The 17,574-nt window shown below is 69.2% G+C and carries 11 protein-coding genes and 1 pseudogene; 5 read left to right on the top strand and 7 right to left on the bottom strand.

Going from position 1 to position 17,574, the window contains the following annotated elements; translation table 11 throughout:
* Window positions 1–5: 5 nt before the first annotated feature.
* Window positions 6–443: a GNAT family N-acetyltransferase gene (locus OG524_RS06610; RefSeq protein ID WP_405391875.1), complete on the bottom strand. Its 438-nt coding sequence runs from the start codon at window positions 441–443 to the stop codon at window positions 6–8.
* The gene (locus OG524_RS06615) at window positions 440–1,909 is read right to left on the bottom strand and encodes a PLP-dependent aminotransferase family protein (protein WP_405391874.1); all 1,470 of its coding nucleotides are present in this window, start codon (window positions 1,907–1,909) and stop codon (window positions 440–442) included. Before OG524_RS06615 ends, OG524_RS06610 begins: the two co-directional genes overlap by 4 nt.
* On the opposite strand from OG524_RS06615, the gene OG524_RS06620 reads away from it, so the two are divergent.
* Window positions 1,908–2,882 (top strand): DMT family transporter, encoded by a 975-nt coding sequence (locus OG524_RS06620; protein WP_405809435.1) that lies wholly within the window; start codon window positions 1,908–1,910, stop codon window positions 2,880–2,882. The genes OG524_RS06615 and OG524_RS06620 overlap by 2 nt on opposite strands.
* Window positions 2,883–2,924: 42 nt before the next feature.
* Window positions 2,925–3,128, top strand: a complete 204-nt coding sequence (locus OG524_RS06625; protein WP_405809437.1) for a DUF1918 domain-containing protein — start codon at window positions 2,925–2,927, stop codon at window positions 3,126–3,128.
* 51 nt (window positions 3,129–3,179) lie between these two features.
* On the opposite strand, the gene OG524_RS06630 is transcribed toward OG524_RS06625, so the two are convergent.
* Window positions 3,180–4,433, bottom strand: a complete 1,254-nt coding sequence (locus tag OG524_RS06630; protein WP_405391871.1) for a glycoside hydrolase family 10 protein — start codon at window positions 4,431–4,433, stop codon at window positions 3,180–3,182.
* A gap of 201 nt (window positions 4,434–4,634) precedes the next feature.
* Between OG524_RS06630 and OG524_RS06635 the strand changes: the two genes are divergently transcribed.
* Window positions 4,635–5,495, top strand: coding sequence for a 3-hydroxybutyryl-CoA dehydrogenase (locus OG524_RS06635; RefSeq protein WP_384500719.1), 861 nt, complete (start codon window positions 4,635–4,637; stop codon window positions 5,493–5,495).
* A 936-nt stretch (window positions 5,496–6,431) separates the two neighbouring features.
* On the opposite strand, the gene OG524_RS06640 is transcribed toward OG524_RS06635, so the two are convergent.
* Together OG524_RS06640 and OG524_RS06645 are read right to left on the bottom strand one after the other, a co-directional pair.
* Window positions 6,432–8,360 carry a helicase C-terminal domain-containing protein gene (locus tag OG524_RS06640; protein WP_405391870.1) on the bottom strand — a complete coding sequence of 643 codons (1,929 nt, stop codon included), beginning with the start codon at window positions 8,358–8,360 and terminating at the stop codon, window positions 6,432–6,434.
* Window positions 8,357–9,568, bottom strand: a pseudogene (locus tag OG524_RS06645) (IS3 family transposase). The gene OG524_RS06640 and the pseudogene OG524_RS06645 overlap by 4 nt, the downstream one beginning before the upstream one ends.
* Before the next feature lie 40 nt (window positions 9,569–9,608).
* On the opposite strand from OG524_RS06645, the gene OG524_RS06650 reads away from it, so the two are divergent.
* Together OG524_RS06650 and OG524_RS06655 are read left to right on the top strand one after the other, a co-directional pair.
* Window positions 9,609–9,773 carry a hypothetical protein gene (locus OG524_RS06650; protein ID WP_405391869.1) on the top strand — a complete coding sequence of 55 codons (165 nt, stop codon included), beginning with the start codon at window positions 9,609–9,611 and terminating at the stop codon, window positions 9,771–9,773.
* 103 nt (window positions 9,774–9,876) lie between these two features.
* On the top strand, window positions 9,877–10,125 hold the full coding sequence (locus OG524_RS06655; protein WP_405809440.1) for a MarR family transcriptional regulator: 249 nt from the start codon (window positions 9,877–9,879) through the stop codon (window positions 10,123–10,125).
* A gap of 254 nt (window positions 10,126–10,379) precedes the next feature.
* On the opposite strand, the gene OG524_RS06660 is transcribed toward OG524_RS06655, so the two are convergent.
* Window positions 10,380–10,859 (bottom strand): hypothetical protein, encoded by a 480-nt coding sequence (locus OG524_RS06660; protein ID WP_405809442.1) that lies wholly within the window; start codon window positions 10,857–10,859, stop codon window positions 10,380–10,382.
* Window positions 10,860–10,876: 17 nt separating this feature from the next.
* Entirely contained in the window at window positions 10,877–17,281 is a 6,405-nt protein-coding gene (locus OG524_RS06665; RefSeq protein ID WP_405809444.1) for an RHS repeat-associated core domain-containing protein, read from the bottom strand.
* Between the last annotated feature and the right edge of the window lie 293 nt (window positions 17,282–17,574).

Consider the following 17,574-nt stretch of genomic DNA (forward strand, 5'->3'; position numbering starts at 1 on the left):
CCGGGTCAGCCGGTCTGGAGGATCATCCATTTCTCGGGGGTTCCGAGCGGCTGGAAACCGGCCTTCGCGTACACCCCGTGGGCGTCGTCCGTGGCCAGCAGGAACCTGCGCACGCCCGCCGGGGCGAGCAGGTCGCGGATCGTGGTGACGAGCCGGGTGCCGAGGCCGAGGCCCCGGGCCGGACGGTCGACGTACACGTCGCAGAGCCAGGCGAAGGAAGCGTGGTCGGTCACCACCCGGGCGTAGGCGAGCTGGTCGCCGGTCTCGCGGTCGTAGGCGCCGAAGTTGAGGGAGCCGGATATCGCCCGGTCCTGGTGCTCGCGGGTACGGCCGAGGGCCCAGTAGGCGTCGGTGGAGAGCCAGTGGTGGATGCGGGCGTGGTCCAGCCGGGACGGGTCGCCGGAGATCTCGTATCGCTGCTCGGAGGCGTCGGTATCGGTCATGGGCGCAGGCTATCGGCCCTGGCCGGGCGGCCGGCGAGCTCGTCGCAGGCGGTGCGCAGCCGGTGGACGCCTTCGGTGATCCCGGCGGGTCCGGCGACCGCGGCGAAGCTCAGCCGGAGGTGGCCGGCGGGGGGTTCGGCGCAGTGGTACGGGCGGCCGGGGGCGACTGCGACGCCTGCCCGCAGGGCGGCGGAGACCAGGGCAGGCTCGTCGGCGGCGGGTCCCGGGAGCCGGAGCCAGAGGCTGCCGCCGCCCGACGGCACGTGGGGCAGGGCGAGTTCGGGCAGCCGGCTGCGGACGGCGGCGGTGATCGCGGTGCGGCGGCTGCCGAGCTCGGCGGCCACGGCGCGCAGATGGCGTCCCCAGGCGGGCGATCCGACGAGTTCGAGCGCGGCTTCCTGGAGCGGGCGGGGCACGAAGAAGCTGTCGACGACCTGGATGGCGCGCAGGCGTTCCAGGACGGGGCCTCGGGCGGCCAGTGCGCCGACGCGGAGGCTCGGTGAGGTGACCTTGGTGAGGGAGCAGACGTGGACGACGACGCCGTCCGGGTCGTGCGCCACCAGGGGCGCGGGCAGCGGTCCGGCGTCCGCGTGGACGAGCCGCCGGGCGAAGTCGTCCTCGACGACGAAGGCGCCCGCCTCCCGGGCCGTTCGGACGACCTGGGCGCGCCGGTCCGGTGCGAGGACCGCGCCGGTCGGGTTCTGGAAGAGCGGCTGGCAGACGAACACCCTTGCCCCGGTGGTACGGAAGGCGGCGGCGAGCAGGTCGGGGCGTACGCCTTCGGTGTCCACCGGCACGGGGACCGGGCGCAGTCCGGTGGCGCGGGCCGCGGCGAGCATGCCCGGGTAGGTGGGGGATTCGACGAGTACGGGGGCGCCGGGCGGGGCGAGGGCCCGCAGCGCGGTGGCCAGGGCGCTCTGGCCACCCGCGGTGATGAGGACGTCGTCGCCGGTGACCGTGCCGCCGATCTCGCGGGCGAACCAGTCGCGGAGCTCGCCCAGCCCGTCGGTGGGCGGCCTCCCCCACGCGCCCGGACGGCGGCCGGCCCGGGCCAGCGCTGCGGCCATGGCCCGCTCGGGCTGGAGCGAGGGGTGGAGGTAGCCGCCGTTGAACTCGACGACTCCGGGCGGCGGTGCGGCGAGCGTGACCAGGACTCCGGAGGCGTCGACGGTGCGCGGCACGACCTCGGGCCCGCTGTCGCCGCTGAGGGAGACCTCCTGCCAGGACGTGTCGCCGGGTACGGGGACTCCGGTGCGGGGCTCGGCCCGGAAGGCTCCGGCGCCGGGCCGGGTGACGACCAGGCCCTCGGCGGCGAGCTGCGCGATGGCCCGGGAGACGGTCACGGGGCTCGCGCGGAAGCGTTCGACGAGGGCGCGACTGGATGGCAGCTTTCCACCTGGAGAGTAGCGGTTCAGTTCACTCCGAAGGGAACTGGCCAGCTCCGCGACACTGTTACGCTCATGCATGACAGCACAGGATAGCGCTATTCAGGCCAGCCCGATAGCGGTCGGCGGGCGTTCGGACCGCGGCGGCGTCCCGCTCGCCGGGCTCGGCGTCGTCGCCTTCTCGCTGACCTTCCCGTCCACCGTCTGGGGACTGGAGAGCTTCGGCCCGTGGTCCCTGGTGGCGCTGCGCAGCCTGCTGGCCGCGCTGCTGGCGGGCGGCTTCCTCCTCGCGGGCCGGGTCACGGTGCCGGACCGCCGCCACTGGGGCCCTCTCGCGGTCGTCGCGGGCGGGGTCGTGATCGGGTTCCCGCTGCTGACGACGCTCGCCCTGCAGACCTCCACGAGCTCGCACGCGGCCGTGGTGGTGGGGCTGCTGCCGCTGACGACGGCGCTCTTCGCGGCGCTGCGGACCGGCTCCCGCCCGCCGCGCGCCTTCTGGGCCGCGGCACTGGCCGGAGCAGCGGTGGTGATCCTCTTCACGGTGCAGCAGAGCGGCGGCGCCCTGTCCGGCGGGGATCTGTATCTGTTCGGCGCGCTGCTGGTATGCGCGGCGGGGTACACCGAGGGCGGCAGGCTGGCCTCGGTGATGCCGGGCTGGCAGGTGGTCGGCTGGGCCCTGGTCCTCTGCCTGCCCCTCGCCGTGGCGGGCACGGCCCTGGCGCTGCCCTTCGAGCCGGTGCACCTCACCGCGCACGGGATCGTGGGCCTGGTCTGGGTCGCGGCGGGGTCGACCTTCCTCGGCCTGTACGTCTGGTACCGCGGCATGGCGGAGATCGGGGTCGCGCGGGCCAGTCAGCTCCAGCTGGCACAGCCGCTGCTCACCCTGGTCTGGTCGTTCCTGGCGCTGGGCGAGCAGGTGTCCGCGGCCGCTCCCGCGGCGGCGGTGGCCGTGCTGGTGTGCATCGCCGTCACGCAGCGCGCGGGCCGGGGGAAGCGGGCCGGCGGAACCCGTGCGACAGGCCGCACGGGAGGCGGAACGGGCATCGAGTCATAGAATTGTCGACATGGACCGCTACCCGTGAGGAGGTCACTCCCGATGGAGGCACACGCGGGCGACCATCTGCTGACACACGGCAGGACCGTGGGTCAGCACGACCGCGTCGCAGAGATCGTCGAAGTGCTCGGCGAGGGGGGCAGCCCCCCGTACCGTCTGCGCTTCGAGGACGGGCACGAATCGATCATGTCCCCAGGCCCCGACAGCGTCGTCCGGCACACCGCCCCCGAGGACAGGAACCGGTAGCGCACACACCCGCGCCGGAGACCCACGGGTCTCCGGCGCGGGTGTGTGCGGTCAGCGCGGGGTGCGGGCCCGCACCTGGTAGTGGTCGGCCACCACACGGGCCATGGCCCCGATCCGGTCGGCCTTCACGTGCTTCGCGGAGAAGAAGACGTGACCGCCCGCCTCCGGGTGACCGGCCGCGAGGTCGAGGTGCCGGGAGAGTTCGGCCGGGTCCTGCCAGGCGGCGGGCTGGGCCGGGTCGCCGGCCTTGTGGAGCGCCTCCCCGAGGTACAGGCCGACGCCCGTGCCACGGACGGTCTCGGCCCACCATGGCACCAGCTTCGCGTAGTCGGCGGCGGCGAGGCCGATGTTCCAGTAGAGCTGCGGGCAGATGTAGTCGATCCAGCCCTCCTTCACCCACTTCCGGGTGTCGGCGTGCAGGTCGTCGTACGTCTGCACACCGGCCCGGGTGTCCGAGCCGAGCGGATCGGTCCCGGCGTTGCGCCACACCCCGAAGGGGCTGATCCCGAACCGGACCCCCGGCTTGATCTCCTTGATCCGTTCGGCCGTCTCCCGCACCAGCCGGTCGGTGTTGTCGCGCCGCCAGGCGGCCCGGTCCGGGAAGTCCGCGCCGTACCGCGCGTACGCGTCGTCGTCGGCGAAGACCTGGCCCGTCACCGGGTAGGGGTAGAAGTAGTCGTCCCAGTGGACCGCGTCGATGTCGTAGCGGGTGACCGCGTCGAGCATCGCGTCCTGGACGAATTCCCTGACCTCCGGCAGCCCCGGGTTGTAGTAGAGCTTCCCGCCGTACGGCAGTACCCATTCCGGGTGGATCCTGGCGGGGTGGGTGGCGACGAGCCGCGAGGGGTCGGTGTGGTTCGCCACCCGGTACGGGTTGAACCAGGCGTGCAGCTCCAGACCGCGGGCGTGCGCCTCGCGCACCGCTGTCCCCAGCGGGTCCCAGCCGGGGTCCTTGCCCTGAACCCCGGTGAGGTACTGCGCCCAGGGCTCGTACGGGGAGGGCCACAGGGCGTCCGCGGTCGGCCGGACCTGGAGGATCACGGCGTTCAGCCGGAGCTCGACGGCCCGGTCCAGGTGATCCAGCAGCTCCGCCTGCTGGGCGGCCGCGGTCAGGCCCGGTGCCGAGGGCCAGTCCACGTTGGCCACCGTGGAGATCCATACGCCGCGCAGCTCGCCCGCCCCTGCTCTGCGGCGCCGCCCCGGGACGTGTCGCCGGGGTGCCGCGACGGCATCGCCCGCCGTCATCAGCGCGGCCACCGTGGCGGCTGCGCTCAGCACGAACGACCTTCGACCGAATTGCCGCATTTTCCATAACCTTTCGACTCTCTGCCCTTGTGTGCCACTCCGGCTGCGGTGCGTGACACGGATCACGCCCACCCCGGGACCGCACGACCCGCAGGTCACCGGGGCCGGATCGCGGAGTAACGTCGTGGGGTCGAGGCGGGCACCGGAATCAAACGGGACTGCCGCACGGAGATCAGCGAAAGGCACGAGGTGACGGACTCTATGGCCGACATTGCACGCGTCGGAGTGGTGGGCTGTGGCCAAATGGGCGCAGGCATCGCGGAGGTGTGCGCCCGCAGCGGCCTCGAGGTCAAGGTGGCCGAGACCACCGGCGAGGCGCTGGAGATAGGGCGCACCCGGCTCCACAACTCCCTCTCGAAGGCCGCCGAACGCGGCAAGATCACCGAGGAGGAGCGCGACGAGACACTCGGCCGCCTCAGCTTCACCACCGACCTCGGTGAGTTCGCCGACCGCGATCTCGTCATCGAGGCCGTCGTGGAGAACGAGCAGGTCAAGACCGAGATCTTCCAGGTGCTCGATCAGGTGGTGACCCGGCCGGACGCGATCCTCGCCTCGAACACCTCCTCCATCCCGCTGGTGAAGCTGGCCGTGGCGACCTCCCGGCCGGACCAGGTCATCGGCATCCACTTCTTCAACCCGGCCCCGGTGCAGAAGCTCGTCGAGCTGATCCCCGCGCTGACGACGTCCGACGAGACGATAAAGCGTGCCGAGGCAGTGGTGCAGGACGTGCTCGGCAAGCACCCGATCCGGGCCCAGGACCGGTCCGGGTTCGTGGTCAACGCCCTTCTGATCCCGTACCTGCTGTCGGCGATCCGGATGTTCGAGTCGGGCATCGCCAGCCGCGAGGACATCGACAACGGCATGGAGATGGGCTGCGCCCACCCGATGGGCCCGCTGAAGCTCGCCGACCTGATCGGCCTGGACACCGTGGCCTCGGTCGCCGACTCCATGTACGCCGAGTACAAGGAACCGCTGTACGCGGCTCCCCCGCTGCTCCAGCGGATGGTCGACGCGGGCCGGCTCGGGCGCAAGACGGGGTCGGGGTTCTACCCGTACGGCTGACCGCCCGTCCGCGGGCCCGGCGCTCACACCGCCGGGCCCGCCGGGCACGTTCCCCGAGGTCAGGACCGTGCGCGGCCCCGAAAGAGCCTCGCCTTCTACTGCCGACCCGGCTCCGTGCCGGAGCGCTATGGAGCGACTGCGCGGATGCGCGGGCCCGAAGCTTTGGGCCTTTCAGCGCTGTCGCAGCCTTCCGTGCTTGTACTGCGAAAACTCCCTCGGATGTCCCTCCGACAGAGCTGAAAGTCCCTGAAAAGTCCCTGGCGACTCGGACCCGGGACCTACGCATTACGAGACCGAGAGCGATCGTTCCGGGTGGTGCAGCACCATGCTTCCTGATGACGTTTTCCCAGATCAGACCACCTGCGGCAGTCTCCCCCGTGCGGCCTCGTACTGGCTCATCCAAAGGCGTCTGTCCACCGGCTGTCCACCGGAGCGCCGCTCCGGGCGGCTTCCGGAGACCATTCAGTCGCGCGCGTGGGACGCCCCAAACCGACATCGCCCCTCCGTCCGACGCGCTCGTCAGCGTCTCACAACTGCTGCACGCGCTCTAGACGATCACTGATGGCGCGGGCGGGTAGTCTGGTCGAGCGAGGGCGCGCCCACCTTGGAGCGTGACCGCCTCGCCCGATGACGCGACCCAGCCGGTGCGGGTGGTGCGGCACGCGGACCCCTACGTGGACGGTGACCTCGTACGGAGCCGGATTAGCGCCCATCGGGCGGGATGGGCCACGGGTGACCTGGGCCGCGCGCCACTCCAGCCACATTTGTGACTGAGCAACCTAGTTGGCCATTGAGCGATCCAGTTGGCCACCCTGCGCACGACATACCTGGTCATCTATCCGTTAGGGCGTGGCCAGTGCACTACCCGCCAATGTGATGGCCGCACTGGAGGTGGTGCCGCGGACCGCGACACCACCTGAGCAGCGCAGTTCGGCGTCACACCGACGGGAAGATGGCGCCTACGTCATCTACCGTGATGAGTCGCCCACGCGAGGGAGCGAGCAGCTTGCCCAGCCAGCGGTCTTCTTGTGGCAGGAGCGACTCGATCTTCGTGCGGGCTGCACCGCGAGCTTCGGCGTTGTTGCCACCGCACAGCGCGTCGTACTGGCGGAGCCGGTCGGCCAGCACGTCGTAGAGCCTCACAGCCGCGCCGTGGTTGACCAACACGATCTTGTCGTGAGCCGCTTCGGCCGCATCGTTCTGGGTGGTGGTCGCTGGGGTGAGCAGACAGCCGAGGACGCGGGTCTTCGCGGAGCGCCTGGACTCGACCTCGATCTGCCCGAGCAACTGGTTTACGTCGCCGCGGTTGAGTGGATGAGGCTCTCCCTCTGGGACGGTCTTGACCTCCCAGACGCGGCGTTCGGCCCGCTTGACCGTGGACCATGTCCAGCGGCAGTCCGTAGCACTCTGTTCCTTCCTCGGAGGGCGTTCGCCGATGGCACCCACGAGGCGGGCAAGCCTGGTCAATCCTTCGCATTGCTGATCGTGGCTACCAGTGAGCAGCGCACGCCCTTCAGCCAGGACACGGTCGAGCCGGACGCCGGTTTCACGCCGCCACTCGTCCCAGACAAGGAAGAATCGGTCGGTGTCGTCAGCGGTGTGTTCATAGCCTTCGAGGTCGGCGACGGTGCGAGCGAGGCGGCGGAACCATGTGGTCCGGGGCCCGCCATCGATGGCACCCTCCAGCGCTCTGCGCGCGGCGACCCGGTCTTGAGGGCGTCCGCGATCGAAGTGGGCGTGGGCCTCCACGTAGCGCCAGAACGCTGCATGCTCGGTTTCTCCGGCCATGGCGAGTTGGGCGGCTGCTTCGCCCGCCTTCTGGGCCGCTCCCGCGTGGTCGCCGAGCCAGAGGTCGGTCGCTGCGGAGACCTCGGCGTCGGCGCTGGAGACGTCGCTGTTCCCACTGGCGCTACGGCCGGGCCGAGACTTGCGACGAGGAACCGTTGGGGCAGCGGTTTCGGCAGCTGCGGCGGACTGCGCGGCTGGTTGCCAGAAGGTAGCGCAGGCCCGCAACGAGCCCTCCCAGCCTTGATCGTAGATCTCCAGTGCAGCGCGGATGGTGGGTTCGGTGCCTGCGGGGATCGACTTGCGGACTGCAGGGTCGGCAAGCATCTGGGCGAAGCTCGGGTCCAGTCCGAGGTAGAGGGAGCGGTCAGTCGGTTCGCGGTTGGCGCGGCCCAGTGCCTGGGTGACTCGTTGACCGACGCGGTGGCGCATGAAGCTGGCATCGCCAAGGTAGGCAACGACGAACCGCTCGAACTCGCTGCTGGCCTGCGGGACCGTGGTGACAATGACCAACTTGCAAAGGTCGCCCGCGAGGTCGAGCCCGTCGTAGCGGCCGGCAGTGATCAGGTGTCCGCTGGCGACTCCGCTCCAGGTCTCGACCATCGAGTCGTCGCCGGGACGAAGACGGTAGACCTGCTGCCCATAGGCGGTGAGGGTCTCCTGAAGGGTGTCGGCCTCCGCGTGGCTGGCGCACAACCAGGCGGCTCGGCCGCCGGCCGCCTGGGTTTGGGCGAGAGCCCAGCCGAGGACCTTCGGGTCGAACGGGTGCTCGGCGCTTGGGTTAAGTACCAGCAGTCGCTCACCCGTCGCCCCAGACGGCAGCGGCGTGGCGGTAGTCAGGCGAGTGACCGGCTCGCCGCCGACTCGCCGCTGGAGGTCATCCATCGAGCCGAGGGTGGCCGACAGGTAGATGCGCTGCTTGGCCCGGCCGTACTGAGTGTTGAGGGCAGTGGGCGGGTGGTAGGGACGGATCTCGATGCCAGAGGGGCCGATGAGGATGCCGCATTGAGTAAGGTGGTCGCGGACGCTGGGCCAGACGTACTTTGAGGTTGATCCCGGGGAGTGGACACCGGTTTTCATGCGATGAGTGACAGCGTACGTGTCGTGATCAACTGTTGTTCGAACTCGGCTGGTGTGAGGTAGCCGAGCGCGGAGTGCCGACGGCGCCGGTTGTAGTACGACAGCCAGCGGAACAGCTCGATGCGGGTCTGTGCCTTCGAGGTCCAGTGGCGTCCGTGGAGCAACTCGCGCTTGAGGCCCTGGAAGAACGACTCGGCGAGGGCGTTGTCGTAACTCGAGCCGACCCTGCCCATGCTGCGGCGGATGCCGTGCCGCTGGCAGACGTCGGCGAAAGCGGCCGCGCTGTATTGGGCTCCTCTGTCGGTGTGGAACACGACACCGCGGACCCGGCCTCCGCGGGCCGCCACGGCCATCTCGAGCGCGTCGGTGACCAGCGAGGTGCGCATGTGGTCCGCGATCGACCAGCCCACGACCTTCCTCGAGCAGATGTCGATCACCGTGGCGAGGTAGAGCCACGTCGAACCGACGGCTATATAGGTGATGTCGCCGCACCACCTGGTGTTCAAGGTGTCCGCGGTGAAGTCGCGCATCACCAGGTCCGGCACGGGCGCCGCGGTCCTGTCCGCGATCGTCGTCCGCTTCTTCCTACGCAGGTGCCGGCCGACGATGTCGTTGACCCGCATCAGCCTGGTCACCCGCTTGCGGTTGACCCTCCGACCCCTCGCCCGCAGCTCGGCATGGACGCGCGGGGCCCCGTAGGCGCCGTGATGTTCGGCGTGAATGGCGCGGATCTCGTTCACGGTCCGTGCCTCGTCGGCCTGGCGCTCGGCGCGGACCTGTGCGGTGGCCAGGTGCCGGTAGTAGCCGGCGCGGGACACCCCGAGCACCCGGCAGATCCGCTTGACGCCGAAATCGGCGAGATTCTCGGAGATGAAGTCCCAGCGGCGGGATCTCACTTCACCTCCCGCGCGAAATAGGCGGCCGCCCGGCGCAGGATCTCGCGCTCCAGGCGCCACTCCTGCTCAGCCTTGAGCAGGAGTGGCGTTCTCAGCTCGCAGCCGGGCAAGTTCCTCCGCCGCGCTGACGCCCGCATCACGGCCGCCGGACGGGTCCGGGGCCTCATCCTTGCGGACCCACGTCCGCAGCGACTCCGCGGTGATCCCGAGATCCGTAGCCACCGAAGCGTACGTCCGCTTCCCGGCCGCGGCCCGAAAGAGCGCGACCGCTTCCCTCCTGAACTCCTCCGAATACGGAGACCTGCGTCCCACCTGGACATCCCTCCCTGGACCAGCAAGATCCATTGTCAGGGTGTCCACTCCAGAGGGTCAGCCTCACCTCGGGTCTTGGCCCGCCGCCCCGGACGACTGGCCGCGCCTGGTCCGTCCGACCCTGTACGAGGTGACCGGCCTGTGCGCCGCCCTCTCTTTCGCGACCAACGCCCTCGACCTCTCCAACCGGCTCGCCGGGGTCTGACCGAGGACCGCCGGAGGCCGCCCCACGCCGCTCAGGCAGGGGGCGGCCTCGTCGTGCGTCCACCCGTTCGTTGCGTACGCTCGACCCGACAGAGGAGGACACCATGGCCGACGACCAGAGGCTCTGGGGATACCCGGAGGTCGCCGCCCACCTGGGTATCAGCGTCGGCGCGTCCCGCAGCTGCAAGAGCCGGGGCAGCCTGCCCTCGCCCGACGACGACAGCGTGCCGGACCGTCCCCGCTGGAAGCCGTCCACCTTCCAGAACTGGAGGCCGATCGGCCGGGGGTTTCGCAGCGACCTGCACGGCTCCGCCCGGCCGGGGGACACATCGGCCAACCGACCGGCCTCGTAGTCGCCGTAGGCTGCGGGTACGACGCCCGATTGGCAGATCCTCTCCCTGCCGTTCCGTTCGGCCGACAACGCGACGCTCGAGTTTTGGTCAGCAACGCCATCGAGTCGGTCCGAAGCGGTGGATCACCGCAGCAAAGGCCATCTAACACGATCTATAGCCTCTACAGCGGACGGATCCGGCATTTGGCCTCTCTGGCAGCCAACGTGCGGCAGAGGGGCGCCGCGGGGCGCCCCTCTCCGTTCACTGTCAGGAGGTCAGGTCTTCGGGCACGTGCGCTGAGCGTTGATCTCCTCGCGTGTCATGACCTTGCCCTCGTAGGTGAGGAACTCGTCGTCGGTGAGCTCGGCGGACTTCACTCGAGCCAGGTCCACGTAGCCGCTGCGACTAAATTCCGCATCGCCCGCGTAGCGCACGGCAACGTAGAACTTCTTCGGCTGAGTGACGGACAAGGGCTTCTCGATCGTGCCGAAGCTCTTGCCGGTGTTGACGAAGAACACCCCGGCCACGGCCTCGGAAGACCGCGGATCGCTGGCGCGCCACAGCCTCGTGAAACCGTCGCCGTCCCCCTCTCCATCCACGCTGATGTAAGTTTCCGCGCCGACCACCGTCTCCGAAGGGCACAGCGGGGCGGCGACAGTCACAGCGCCGCCCTCCAGCCGGAACCCCCAGCTCGATGGTTGCGGCCCCTGCTGGCAGGAAGACAGGACAACCAGCGCCCCGGCTGTAATCGGCACCGCGGTCAACCTACGGATCACGGCACGCACTGGTCGTAGCCTCCGTCCGCGTAGCCGGCCTGCTCCTCGTACTTGTTCCCGCACGGGTCGACCCCCTCCCGGAAGTAGTCGAGAGCGAATTTAACGCCCCGCTTCTCCCACTGCTTCACATGCTTGCGCTCGTGCTTGAGCCTGAAACCGTCCACCAGCACGGGATCACCCGGCTCCGTGACGTAGGTGTCACCGATGGTCGTTCCGCCCCGGCCGTACAGCGGTACCCCGGTCGTGCAGAGAGTGAGGTCCTTGCCCTTGTCCTTGCACGTCCCCCCGGACAGCTCGGCCACATCCTCGTACATCTCGCCGAGGAGCTCGGACTGCGTCTCCGGCTTCTTGAGCAACTCGTAACCGCGCCTCATGGCCTGCCCCTTGCCGATCCCCCATTCGTTGACGGGGTCGAACAGACTGAAGCCACGGTCCGAGCTGCTCACCGCAGGCAGATCACTGATCTGCAGACGCATGAACTCGGTTCGGCATTCCTCGTTGCAGCCACGCATGTCCATCGGGGCCAGGATCCGGACGGGCGCAGGGGTTCCGTACATCAGCATCCGGATCTGGTCGGCTCGTTGCTGCCGCAGGGCCAGGATCCGCTGCCGCTCCCACTGCTGCCACATGATGGCGGCCTGGCACTTGGGACCGCACACGTTCCCGGAACTTGCCGAGGACGTACCCCCACTGCCATTGCCACCGCCGCCGGTGCTCTGGACGATCGGCGGAGACATCACCTCGTCCGCCGCGATCATCTCGGGTGAACAGCTGCTGCCGGAGCATGAGATCGCGCCGAGGCCGGTGGGGTCGGAGAGCGACACGGGATTGTTCTCGGCGTAGGCGTACCCGTTCAGGGACTGGTGTTTGTCCGATTCCAGAAGAGGATCGACGCTGAGGAAACGTCCGATCGTCGGATCGAACTCACGGGCTCCGATGTGCGTCAGGCCCGTACCGGGGTCGGCGGGCTTGCCCAGGAATTCCTTGTCGTCCGGCCAGTTCCCGGCCGCCGTACCGCGGGCCGCGCCGAAGGGGGTGAAGTAGCGCTTCACAACGGCCTGGGTCGTGGCGTCGATGGCGAGTCCGGAGGTTCCGTGATGGTCACCTGCCAGGAAGGTGAGCCGTTGGTTGCCCGACTCGTTGGTCCGGACAGCGATCACCGCGCCTCCGGCGGAGTAGGAACGGGTGCCCCACTTCTTCGTGGTGCCGCCCGTAACACTGCGATGGACCTCCGTGGCGCCGAGGTAGAGCACGCTCTCACCGTCACCGGCCGCCCTCCGGATGAGCAGGTTTCCGTCGGCGTCATACAGGTAGCTGGTCTTCCGGTTGCCCTCTGTGAGCTCAGCGAGCTTGCCCTCGGCGTTCCAGGTCAAGGTCTGAGCGGATGAGGCGCCGGGCCGTTCGATGGTGTTGCCGGCCTTGTCGTACGCGTAGGCGGCTGCCACGCCGTTGCAGGAATCAGCCCCCGCTGTGGTGGTCGCGGTCAGTGCGTGCCGTTGCGTGGTGCTGTTGTAGCAGTACGCCGTTGTGGTGCCCTGCCCGCTTGCGCTGTATTGCGTCTCGGCCGTACGCAGCCCCGCGGAATCGTAGCTGTAGGTCGTACGGTACGAGGCGGGGCCGCCGAGCGTCTTGCTGACGCAGTCACCAGTCCCCGGCGTCCATGCCTCGGTCAGCCGCCGCTGGCCGTCGTAGTCGAAGCACTGGGTCTCGCCCTTGAGTGTGGCGTCGGCGTTCGGCGAGTCGGTGATCTTGGTAACGTTGCCGGATGGGTCGTAGCTGTACGAGAGGTCTTGCGGCTTGTAGGACGCTGACTGCGGAGTGGTCACGTAGGAACGGCTCAGCCGGTCGGTGCCCTGCTCGTACTCGTGGTCGAGGTACGTCTTCTTTGCGTCCGTGGCAGCCGAGACACCGAGCATGAACTGACGCGGCTGCCCCTGGGCATTGTACGTCGCCCCCTGGAGGTATCCGGACGTGCCGGAGAAGACGGCCGTCGGCTGACCGGTGGCCGTGTAGTCCGTCTCGACGGTCTCCCCGGACAGTCCTCCGGCCGCCGGCTCGGTGGTGGACTTCACCGTTCCGTCGAGGTTGTAGGCCGTCGCGAAGGAGTACGTCGCCGCCGCTGCGCCCGAGACGACCAATGGCTCCTCGGCGTCCAGGGATATCCGGGTCTCGGTCGCCCGGTAACGGCTGTCGTAGGAAATGACCGATCGGGTGTAGGCCTTGCCCTCGGCGGTCGCACCGCCCTCGTAGCGGGTGGAGCCGGTGAGCTGTCCCTTGGCCACCGTGTCGAACTCCCACTCGGCCAGCTTGTTCGCGTCGGTGCGTGACGACTGCCACAGCCCGGTGGTGCGGCCCAGCTCGTCGTACCCGTAGAGCAGGTGCTTACCTGACGCGTCCTTTGTCCAGTCGGTCCTGTCCTCGGTGGTGAACCCGGTGGTCGAGGTGCCCTTGTCGGGATCGGTGGAACTGACCTGACGGCCGTACAGGTCATAGGTGTACGACCACTTGGCGCTGTCCGGCCCCGTGATCTCGGCCTCCTTGCCGTCCCGCGTGTAGCCGAAGGCTGTGGTGGTGTAGAGAGCTCCGAGCGTGCCCCCGTACTCCGTGTCTGCCGGCTGCGGACCCGCGTATTCCCGGCGCTGGACTGTACGGCCCAGGGCATCGGTGATCACACGCGTGGCCTTGCCGCCGTCGACGGCACTTGCCGCCGTCGAGTCCCCGGTGTGGGTGGTGGTCGTCGTCCACTTCTCCACACCGAAGACGGAGAAGGTGGTGCTGACCTCGCGCTCGGCACCGTCGTGAACGATGGCGGTCTGCTTGGGGGCCCCACCGTGCTCGGCCCGGGTGTACGTCCCGGTCGGGGACGACGTGGAATCGAAGATGTCTGCGAACGTCTCGTGAGCGAGCCCTCGCGAGTCGTACCGCGTGTCAGTGAGCAGTCGCCCCCCGACGGGGGTCGGCACCTGCTTCTGCAACGGCCGCATCAACGAGTCGAAGATCTCGTACGAGGTCGCAACCGTCGTGGAGGACTTGATCACCGACGTCGCGATCGACGGCGCCTTTCCCCGCTCGACGGTGTAGGCGTACGTGGTACTCGCGGTCTGCCCTCCGTCCTTGTTCCGGTCCGGCAACCAGACGCCGACCAGACGCCCCAGTGAGTCGTACACCTGCTCCGTCTTCTTGCTATTGGCGTCGTACGTCCTCACGGGTACCCCTCGGACGCCGTCGAGGAAGGTGGTGGTCTTGTGTCCCTTGACGTTGGTGACCACCGACTTGGTCGGCACGCCCGCCCCCGTCGGGGTGTACACAGTGGTGGACTGCGCGCCCGACAGACCCGTCACCGAGAGGGGTCGGCCGAGTGCGTCGAAGGTCTTCTTCGCTGTCCGCTGCCATCCCGACGGGCGCCGGTCGCCATCGGTGACCGCCGCCGCGTATCCGGTCGCCCGGCCGGTCCAGCTCTCCTCGCCGACGGTGGGAAGCTGCGCCGGGGTCCAAGTAGTGGCCGCTGGGGCGTCGTACACGGTGGCGGTGTCACCGAGGACATCGCCGCGGGAGCCGCTGGACGTGGGCAACGAGAGAGAGGACTCAGCGGTCGCACAGCTGCGGCCCACCACCCGGATACGGGACGTCAGGTCGTTGATCCCGACGTCGTCGTTGCGCGCGTACCAGGTCCTGGTACACGTCTCGTCACCGGACTTGGCGGTGTCGCCCGCGCTGTCGATCGCCACCGCCATCCCGTACGAGTCGTACTCCGTCTTGGTGCTGGTCGTACGCCACTTCTTCGGAACCATGAGGTAGGTGTGGGTGGAGACCTTGCCGGTCCGCACGAAGTAGGCCTCGATGTCGGCATAGGACTTGTGCTGCGTGGCGGTCCGCTGCGACCAGGGGTCGTTGACGGCCACCGAGACAGGGGTGCTCCCGTCATACGTTACGGACTGGCGGGTGAAGCCCGCGTACTGCTCCGTGTCCGTCGCATCCGGCACATCCAGACCGGCAACGTCCAGGCCTGGTACCGAGACCGTGCGCGTGCCCCCTGCCTTGAGCCGGTCCCCATGCATGCCCTGGAAGAACGTGGAGACCGTTTTCGTGCGGGTCCCTGTGGTAGCGCCGGTCGTGGTGGTCACCTTTCCGTAGCCGCGCCAGTTCGACCAGGTGCGCTCGTCGGAGGGCACGAACGGGCTGTTGTTGTAGCTCCAGGCCGGGCCCTCGTAGGCGTAGGAGTACTCGACGTTCTCCCCGTGACCGGAGGGGTCGGCCAGATTCACGGCCGTGACCCGGTACTTGTGGAACCAGTCGAGGGTCGCGTCAGTCGCACCGTTGACGTTCCAGTACAGCGGGTAGCAGGGCTCGGCGTTGTCGTCCTCGGCTGCCGGCATCCGGGATCCCCGAACGCACTCGGGCGCGCTGAAGGTCACCGTGGTGATCGCACCGGTCTCCGAGGTCACGGTGTTCATCCGCGGGCGGGTCAGCGGCAGGATGTTCCCGCCGCCGCTCTGTGTACCACCGGCGACCCGGTTAGGTCGCATGTGGTAAGTGATGTCGACCGGATCCAGCTCGATGTCCGTGCCGGTGTGTCCGGTACGGACGATGCGGCTCAGCGACAGCGTCTGGTCTGACGAGTCGCCGATGTCACCGCCGTCGAGATAGCTCTGGGTGAAGTCCCAGGAGTCGACCGGCGTGTACGCGGTGCCGGCGAGCACTTCGGTCCGCACTTCGGTGAGGCGTTTACGCGAGAAGAACGTCGGCCCTTCGGCCAGGCAGTCCTCCTTGTCGGCGCCAGAGGCACAGATGGAGTCGAACGGTACGTCCGGCCAGTTCTTGGCGGTGCTTTCGGTCAGCGTCCCGCAGTCGGTGACGGTGCAGCGCTCGGCGTGCGTCAGGCTGATGCGGTACGGCGCCGTGGTGCCGAACAGGCCGTCGGCGCGCTGTCCATAGAGGACCTTACTGAGATACCCGCCCCGCACGTATGCGGTGTCGGCGGTGGACGCCTTGTTCTTGCGGTAGTGGTTCTGCTCGGTGGTGTACCAGTAGGTCATGGCGTTCCCATGGGTGTCCTCGACGAGGTCGAGATTCCAGCGCCATGCCTGTGTGAGTGAGCGATCGGCGAAGGCGTCGCCGTTTTCGTAGCCGGGCTCGTTCTCGTCGTCACCGTAAACAGGCGCCGTCCAGACCGAGCGGGTGCGTTCCGTTCCCGCGCCGGGCAGCTTGTCGAGCCCGAAGTGGTAGCGGGTTCCGTCACCGGTGGTGACGATCCAATACTCGCCGTCGTCGTCCCCGTTGGTGGCACCTGTCTCGTGAGTGACCGTGGAGGCGTCGTCGGCGGCGAGCCGCCACTTGCCGCTGGCATCGTCCTTGACCAGCTCGGACGCCTTGCCGTTGAGTACCAAGGAGGCGTTCTCGAACTTCCAGCACAGGTCGTACTGCTTGGAGTGCCCGTCCTTGGCGCAGGACGAATAGCCCCGCTCGATGAAGGACACGGCCGAGAGGCCGAAGCCCTCGCCCACGTCCGTCCCCTGATTGTTCGTCGAGGCGTTGCGGCCGTCGACGGAACCGGAGTCATAAGCCAGCCCGAGCGACGGCGTGGGGCCCGCGGCCGGAGCCGGAGCGGCCATCGGATAGCTCCAGGTGAAGGACCCGGAGGAGGAACCCGCCTCCCACGAGGACGACGAGGAGAGGGGAGTCGCCGAATAGTCACCGGCGCCGGACGCCGACTGCCCCGATCCGTCGGACATCACGGCCAGCACCACCGGTGCGGACGTGCCCTCCGCACCGGTGGTCTCGGGGAAGGTGACTTTTGCGGAGACGGTCCCTTCGAGCACGTCGTTGCGCGAGTCGAGGGGCGTCGCCGTCCGGCAGCCAGCGGTCCCGGGAGTGGTCAGAGCGCAGTCGGGAAGCTGGACCAGTCTGAGCCGCCCGGACCAGCCGCCACCGATCGCGGAGGCGAACGAACTGTAGTCGACGCCGACCCTGCCGACTCCGGGCTCATCCGTCCGCGCGGTCAGGAGTACGCCGGTGACTCCGGCAGCTCCGGTCGCCTTCCGGTCCAGCACCGAGACGGTCGCCATGCCGGGAGCCGCGGCATCCGGCACGGCCTCCACGGTCACAGGCAGTCCGCCGATGGCGGTCGCTGCCTTCCCTGCCTTCGGCCTGGCGACCGCGACCGACTTCGACCCGGGTGACGGCCAGTGGACGGCGCGCTCGGCACCGGCGCTGGCCTCCTCCTGGCCGTTGCGCTCCGCCGCCTCGGATGCGCCCTTGCGCGCCTTGGCCGCACCGGCCCGGGTCATGGCCTGGACCTTGCTGGACCGCTGTTCCGGTACACCGGGCCGGCCCGGGCCCTCGGCCGCCTGCGCCACGGGCGACAGCCCGACCGGCACGGTGAGGACGGCGGCGAGCGCCACGAGCAGGAGCGCACGGCTTCTACCGGGCCTTCCTGGCAGCGGGACCGGACGGCTCCTCAAGCCGTACCACGTTCTCCAACCCTTGCCCATGTCCTGGAACCCCCACCATGTCGTGTACGAGCGTCGGCCGGAGCGCCGGTGCCTCCGCGGGCCCTTGGTCCTGCGGGAAGGCCCGGCACCGGCTATCACCCCTGGGCCGCCCACGCGGGCGGCCATGCCGATCAGCCCTGGGACCCAGGGCCGCGGAACACCTCGGAGCCGGACAGCTGGGTCCGCTTCCCGGAAGGGGACCC

Origin of the sequence: Streptomyces sp. NBC_01520 (assembly GCF_045040375.1) — a bacterium.
Lineage (GTDB): Bacteria > Actinomycetota > Actinomycetes > Streptomycetales > Streptomycetaceae > Streptomyces.